The sequence below is a fragment of the Anaerosphaera multitolerans genome, from assembly GCF_004006535.1.
Lineage (GTDB): Bacteria > Bacillota > Clostridia > Tissierellales > Peptoniphilaceae > Anaerosphaera > Anaerosphaera multitolerans.
Window position 1 is genome coordinate 163,704 of record NZ_RLIH01000004.1, and the last position, 6,408, is coordinate 170,111.

7 protein-coding genes are annotated in these 6,408 nt (G+C 35.2%); all 7 read left to right on the forward strand.

Annotation, left to right across the window (positions count from 1 at the left end; translation table 11 throughout):
• Positions 1–21 precede the first annotated feature (21 nt).
• The 7 genes from EF514_RS04435 (at position 22) to EF514_RS04465 (ending at position 6,001) form a co-directional block, all read left to right on the forward strand.
• Positions 22–1,215, forward strand: a complete 1,194-nt coding sequence (locus tag EF514_RS04435; RefSeq protein ID WP_205666369.1) for a phosphoglycerate kinase — start codon at positions 22–24, stop codon at positions 1,213–1,215.
• A 4-nt stretch (positions 1,216–1,219) separates the two neighbouring features.
• A complete protein-coding gene (tpiA, locus tag EF514_RS04440) occupies positions 1,220–1,969 on the forward strand; it encodes a triose-phosphate isomerase (protein WP_127724223.1) in 750 nt (249 codons plus the stop codon).
• Between the two features lies 1 nt (position 1,970).
• Positions 1,971–3,494 (forward strand): 2,3-bisphosphoglycerate-independent phosphoglycerate mutase, encoded by a 1,524-nt coding sequence (gene gpmI / locus EF514_RS04445; RefSeq protein ID WP_127724224.1) that lies wholly within the window; start codon positions 1,971–1,973, stop codon positions 3,492–3,494.
• Between the two features lie 4 nt (positions 3,495–3,498).
• The gene (gene eno, locus EF514_RS04450) at positions 3,499–4,785 is read left to right on the forward strand and encodes a phosphopyruvate hydratase (RefSeq protein ID WP_127724225.1); all 1,287 of its coding nucleotides are present in this window, start codon (positions 3,499–3,501) and stop codon (positions 4,783–4,785) included.
• Positions 4,782–5,177 carry a SixA phosphatase family protein gene (locus EF514_RS04455; RefSeq protein WP_127724226.1) on the forward strand — a complete coding sequence of 132 codons (396 nt, stop codon included), beginning with the start codon at positions 4,782–4,784 and terminating at the stop codon, positions 5,175–5,177. The genes eno and EF514_RS04455 overlap by 4 nt, the downstream gene beginning before the upstream one ends.
• Positions 5,178–5,320: 143 nt before the next feature.
• On the forward strand, positions 5,321–5,791 hold the full coding sequence (locus tag EF514_RS04460; RefSeq protein WP_127724227.1) for a DUF2975 domain-containing protein: 471 nt from the start codon (positions 5,321–5,323) through the stop codon (positions 5,789–5,791).
• 9 nt (positions 5,792–5,800) lie between these two features.
• The gene (locus tag EF514_RS04465; RefSeq protein WP_127724228.1) at positions 5,801–6,001 is read left to right on the forward strand and encodes a helix-turn-helix domain-containing protein; all 201 of its coding nucleotides are present in this window, start codon (positions 5,801–5,803) and stop codon (positions 5,999–6,001) included.
• Positions 6,002–6,408 lie beyond the last annotated feature (407 nt).

Below are 6,408 nucleotides of genomic sequence, written 5' to 3' on the forward strand. Positions count from 1 at the left end.
CGCTTTTATATTTAAGGAGTAATTATGAAAAAGACGCTAAAAGATTTTGATTTTAAGGGGAAAAAAGTATTAATCAGAGTGGACTTTAACGTTCCCCTAGATGGAGATAAAATTACCAATGACGATAGAATAGTTAAAAGTCTTCCCACTATAAAATATATAGTAGGTAAGGGCGGAACTGTAATTTTAATGAGTCACTTGGGAAGACCTAAGGGACAGTATGTGGAGTCACTTTCACTAGGTCCTGTTGCAAAGAGGTTATCAGAGCTTTTAAATTGTGAAGTTAAATTTATAGCGGATAAAAAAGTAGTAAGCGAAGAAGTTATAAGAGCTGTTGGTAACTTGAAAGAAGGCGATGTGGCACTTATTGAAAATACAAGATTCGTTGCAGAAGAAGAGAAGAATGACGATGGTTTTGCAAAGGAACTTTCAAAGCTTGCTGATATTTATGTAAATGATGCTTTTGGTACCAGTCATAGAGCCCATGCTTCAAATGTGGGAGTTTCAAAGTATCTTCCTTCAGCTTTAGGTTTCCTAGTGGAAAAAGAAGTGGAATATATTCAAGGCGCAGTGGAAAATCCCAAGAGACCTTTTGTAGCTATAGTAGGAGGAGCTAAAGTTTCCGATAAGATAGGTGTAATAGAAAACCTCCTAACTAAAGTAGATAAAATTATTATAGTTGGGGCAATGGCCTATACTTTCTTAAAAGCTCAGGGATATGAAGTTGGAACTTCGCTTGTGGAAGACGATAAGTTGGATTTGGCAAGAGAGACTATGGAAAAGGCAAAGGAAGAGGGAGTTAATTTAATTTTGCCTGTGGATTTTGTAGTTGCTGGGGAAATTAAAGAGGGTATAAATAAGGTAACAGTTGATTTTGATAAAATGCCTGTGGATCTTATGGGATTGGACATAGGAGAAAAGTCTATAGAACTTATTGACGAAGCTCTTCAAGGTGCAAAGACGGTAATTTGGAACGGACCTGCCGGAGTTTTTGAATTAAGTGACTTTTCTAAAGGAACCTTTGCAATTGCAAACACTATAGCAAAGCTTAAAGATGCAACTACTATAGTAGGCGGCGGAGATTCCGTAGCGGCAATTAAACAAGCGGGTATAGAAGATGAAATTTCTCATATTTCAACTGGCGGAGGAGCAAGTTTGGAACTTTTAGAGGGTAAGGTTCTTCCCGGAATAGATAGCATTGAAGATAAGGAGTGATTTTTTGAGAAAAAAACTTATAGCCGGAAACTGGAAAATGAACTTAAATGTAAGTGATACCAAGGTTATGTTAAATGAACTTGTAAAAAAAGATTTAAATGGAGAAGTTGAAGCACTGATTTGTCCTCCTTTTACTTCACTGGATGCGGCAGGTGAAATATTAAAGGGAACAGATATAAAGCTGGGTGCTCAAAATGTAAGTGAGTATGAAGATGGTGCCAGAACCGGTGAAATTTCCACAAATATGTTAAAGGACTTGGAAGTTTCCTATGTAATAATCGGACATTCTGAAAGAAGAACCTACTATGGTGAAGATGACGAAGTAGTAAATGCAAAAATAAAAAGAGCACTTTCCCAAGGATTAAAAGTAATCCTATGTGTGGGAGAAGATGAGGTTCAAAGAAGTGAAAACAAACATGAAGAGATAGTAGAAGACCAACTTAAAAAAGGATTGGCAGATATCTCTGAAAACATCGAGAATATAGTAGTAGCCTATGAGCCGATTTGGGCAATAGGAACTGGAAATACATGCAGCAGTGAAGATGCTGAAAGTATGTGTAAATTTATAAGAAAGAGTATTTCAACTATTTTTAACGAAGAGTATTCACAGTCAATGAGAATTCTCTATGGAGGTTCTGTAAAGCCTTCAAATGTAAAAGAACTTATGGGTAATGAAAACATAGACGGGGCATTAGTTGGCGGAGCGAGCCTTAAAGCCGATGATTTTCAAAGCCTTGTAAATTTTGGTGAGTAATATGAAACCGGTAATGTTAATTATTTTAGACGGTTTTGGAATTGGAAAAGAATATGAGGGAAATGCAGTATATCTTGCTAAAACACCTGTTATAGATAGTTTAAAGAAGAACTTTCCCCACTCTAGATTAGAGGCTTCGGGACTTGCCGTAGGACTTCCTGAAGGACAAATGGGAAATTCCGAAGTTGGCCATTTAAATATCGGGGCAGGCAGAGTAGTTTATCAGGACCTTACCAGAATTTCAAAATCCATAGAAGAGGGCGGTTTTTATAAAAATGAACACTTTTTAAAAGCCATTGAAAATTGTAAGCAAAATGACTCATCACTACATTTAATGGGCTTGGTTTCCAAAGGCGGAGTTCACTCTCATATGGACCATCTTATTGCTCTTGTAAATTTGGCAAAGAACAATGGTTTAAAAAAAGTTTACATCCATGCCATACTTGATGGAAGAGATGTGCCTCCAAATATTGGTGCAGAAGACCTTTTGGAGTTGGAAGAGAAGTTAAATGAAATTGGAATTGGAGAAATTGCCACTGTAAGCGGAAGGTACTATGCCATGGATAGAGATAAGAGATGGGATAGGACTAAGCTGGCCTATGATAACTATACCTTAGGAAGTGGAGAAAAGTATAACAGAGTCAAAGATCTTATTAAGTCCAACTATGATAAAGCAATATATGATGAGTTTGTAATTCCCGGTACAATTGAAAAAGAAGGCAAGCCTGTTGCTCTAATAGAAGATAATGACAGTTTGATTTTCTTTAACTTTAGACCTGATAGAGCAAGACAAATTGTCAGAGCTCTTGCCGATGAAAACTTTGACGGTTTTAAAAGAGAAGTATTTAGAAATTTATATATAGTTACTATGACACAGTATGACAAGACTATCCCAAATATAGATGTAGCCTATGATGAAACCATACCTGAAAATACCCTTGGAGAAGTATTGGCAAATAATAATAAAAAGCAGCTTAGAATAGCTGAGACGGAAAAATACGCCCATGTTACATTTTTCTTCAACGGAGGAAGAGAAGAACCTTTTGAAGGGGAGGACAGGGTTTTAATACCGTCACCCAAGGTTGCAACCTACGATTTAAAACCTGAAATGAGCGCCTTTGAAGTAACTGAAAATGTACTTGAGAGATTGGAAATGAAAAAGTATGACTGTATTATTTTAAACTTTGCCAATCCGGACATGGTAGGTCATACTGGCTCAATTCCGGCGGCTGTTAAAGCTATAGAAACTGTAGATGAATGTCTTGGAAGAATATTGGAAAAGTTAGAGGAAGTTGGTGGAGCTGCTATAATTACAGCGGACCATGGCAACAGTGAAACTATGCTTACTGATGACAATAAACCTGTTACCAGTCATACAACAAACTTAGTGCCCCTTTACCTTGTAGGTGTGGGAGATGTTAAGTTAAGAGAAGGTAAATTATCAGACCTATCTCCAACTATTTTGAAATTATTGGATATAGATCAACCTGAAGAGATGACGGGGAAAAGTTTAATAAAGGAGTAGAAAAATGAGTTTTATAACGAATGTATATGCAAGAGAAGTATTGGACTCAAGAGGAAATCCCACAGTTGAAGTGGAAGTTAGAACTGAAAAGGGCGGCTTTGGAAGAGCAATAGTCCCCAGCGGAGCGTCAACGGGAGTTCATGAAGCAGTTGAGCTTAGAGATGGCGGAACCAGATACATGGGTAAGGGAGTTTTAGAGGCGGTTAAAAATGTAAATGAAAAAATTGCCAAAAATTTAACTTTTTACAATTGTTTTGAGCAAGCTTCCATAGACAATTATCTAAGGAGATTAGACGGAACTGAAAATAAATCCAAGCTTGGTGCAAATGCTATTTTAGGAGTATCTTTAGCTGTGGCAAAAGCAGCCTCAACTGAGTTGGGAATTCCTTTATACCAATATATCGGAGGAGTAAATTCAAAGGTCCTTCCCGTTCCTATGATGAATATTTTAAATGGTGGAGAACATGCTGACAATAATGTGGATATTCAGGAATTTATGATTATGCCTGTGGGAGCAAGTAGTTTTTCTCAAGCTTTGGAAATGGGAGCGATGGTCTATCATAAATTAAAATCTGTTTTAAATGAAAGAGGCCTTTCTACCGGCGTAGGTGATGAAGGCGGATTTGCACCGAACCTAAGTAGTAATACCGAAGCCCTTGATGTAATAATAGAGGCGATTAAAGAGGCGGGATACGTTCCGGGAGAGGATATCTACCTTGCTTTGGATGTAGCTGCATCAGAATTTTACAATGAAAATAAAGTCTACCATATGAAGGGTGAAGACAGGCTGTTTAATTCCAAACAGTTAGTTGATTACTATGTGGAGCTTGTAGATAAATATCCTATTTTATCCATAGAAGACGGTTTAGATGAAGATGACTGGAACGGTTGGAAGTATATGACGGAAACCCTTGCTCATAGAATTCAACTAGTTGGTGATGACTTATTTGTAACTAATACGGAAAGACTTGAAATGGGAATAAAGGAAGAAGTTGCAAATTCCATTTTAATAAAATTAAATCAAATTGGAACTTTAACGGAAACAATTGATGCCATTGAACTTGCAAATCAAAATAATATGACTGCAATTATTTCTCACCGCTCAGGAGAAACTGAAGATGCTACAATTGCACATTTAGCAGTAGCTACAAATGCAGGATTTATTAAGACGGGAGCTCCTGCAAGATCTGAGAGAGTGGCTAAGTATAACCAACTTTTAAGAATAGAAGATCAGTTGGGAGATATTGCGGAATATAAGGGATTCGAAAGTTTTTATAATTTAAAGAAATGAGAATATTTTTTATAAGACATGGCATAGCGGAAAATTATGCGGATTCAGACTTTAATCGTCAACTTACAATTGAAGGTAGAATTAAACTTAATGAGACCTTTGAAGAGTTTGTGAAAACTTTTAAAAGTTATGACTTCAAAGTCTTTACCTCTCCCTTAGTAAGAGCGGTTCAAACTTGTGAAATACTTTGTGAAAAATTAAATACGGACTATGAAGTAAAAAGTTATCTTAAGGGAGCTGCTTTATCTACAGTGCTTTATGACTTAAAGCTAGAAGGGCATAAGGACTATATACTAGTAGGACATGAGCCCTATATCTCCGATTATCTATATAGAATTACCGGAGAATTTGTAACTGTTAGTAGAGGCTCAATTCATAGCGTGGAAATATAGGTGGAGACACCTATATTTTTTATGTGGATATAAAATAGACTTTAAATATAGATAAGAAATGCTATAATATATATCGAATATCAATAAATAATTATTGCAATACATAAAGAAAATAGTATAATTAATTAAAAGGAAGTGATTAAATGAAAAAATTCAGAGTTGTTTTTATAGGAGTTTTGTTATTGATTACAATAGTTGTATTAATTGGTTTTATACCGCTTCTTTCTATTATTTCAAGGGAAGTGGCGAAAATGTATCCCACTATAGCTTATATGAGAATACCAATTTTAGTTTTAGCTGTCTTGGTAGTGCTTACCACAATTTCCGCCTTAATTTTCGGGTTTTTATCTCTTCTTGAGTATGGAAGGGGAAGGGTATTTAATTTTAAAACAGTTAAATACTTACAAGGCTTAAGTCTTTCTTTTTTAGCGGGGATGTTTTTTCAACTTTTAATAATAATCTATACTGAAATAAATATTGGGGGTTCAATAACAAATATCTATGTAGGTTTCGGAGTATTGGTATTTTTGTTGGGAAATCAGATATTTAAACTACTATCAGAGGTTATTAGGGAAGGAACTGAAATAAAAACTGACAATGAGCTTACAATTTGAGGTGATTAAATGATAGTTGTGGATTTAGATGTGATGTTGGCTAAAAGAAAGATGTCATTGACTCAATTGTCCGAAGAAGTGGGAATAACTATGGCAAATCTTTCCATATTAAAGACGGGAAAGGCGAAAGCAATAAGATTCTCTACTCTTAATTCCATTTGCAAAGTGCTTAATTGTCAACCTGGAGATATTTTAAGATATGAGGAGTAATTGTGGAATAGAAAAATGGTTTTAATAATGTGGATTTTATTTATTTTAGCCCTAATTGCACTTGGAAAATTTTTTATTCCCAGCCTATAAGGAGAATTGGAGGAGTTTTGAAAATTTAAATTCCTGAAGGTGATAAACTTCAAGTTGAAATTTTGGGAAGTCCAAATTTCAATGATATAATTTAACTTTGGACTTTTAAAGAAGAATTGGAGAGCCTTGGAAGTGATTTAAAAGCTAAGGGATTGACTGAAGCTAATATAACTTTATGTATAATTAATTTTCGAATAAAGATTGGATGAAGAAAAGTACAAATGAATTATTCACATTTGTAAGTTAGGGTATTTTAAATTTATGCTTCATAATGCTATAAATAAAAAGTTAAAAGTGTAGTTAAGTAATACTACACT

Bases quoted from the DNA above. Each gene is read 5' to 3' on its own strand.
- gpmI (WP_127724224.1), top strand. From the start codon at position 1,971: ATGAAACCGGTAATGTTAATTATTTTAGACGGTTTTGGAATTGGAAAA.
- eno (WP_127724225.1), top strand. From the start codon at position 3,499: ATGAGTTTTATAACGAATGTATATGCAAGAGAAGTATTGGACTCAAGA.
- EF514_RS04455 (WP_127724226.1), top strand. From the start codon at position 4,782: ATGAGAATATTTTTTATAAGACATGGCATAGCGGAAAATTATGCGGAT.
- EF514_RS04460 (WP_127724227.1), top strand. From the start codon at position 5,321: ATGAAAAAATTCAGAGTTGTTTTTATAGGAGTTTTGTTATTGATTACA.
- EF514_RS04465 (WP_127724228.1), top strand. From the start codon at position 5,801: ATGATAGTTGTGGATTTAGATGTGATGTTGGCTAAAAGAAAGATGTCA.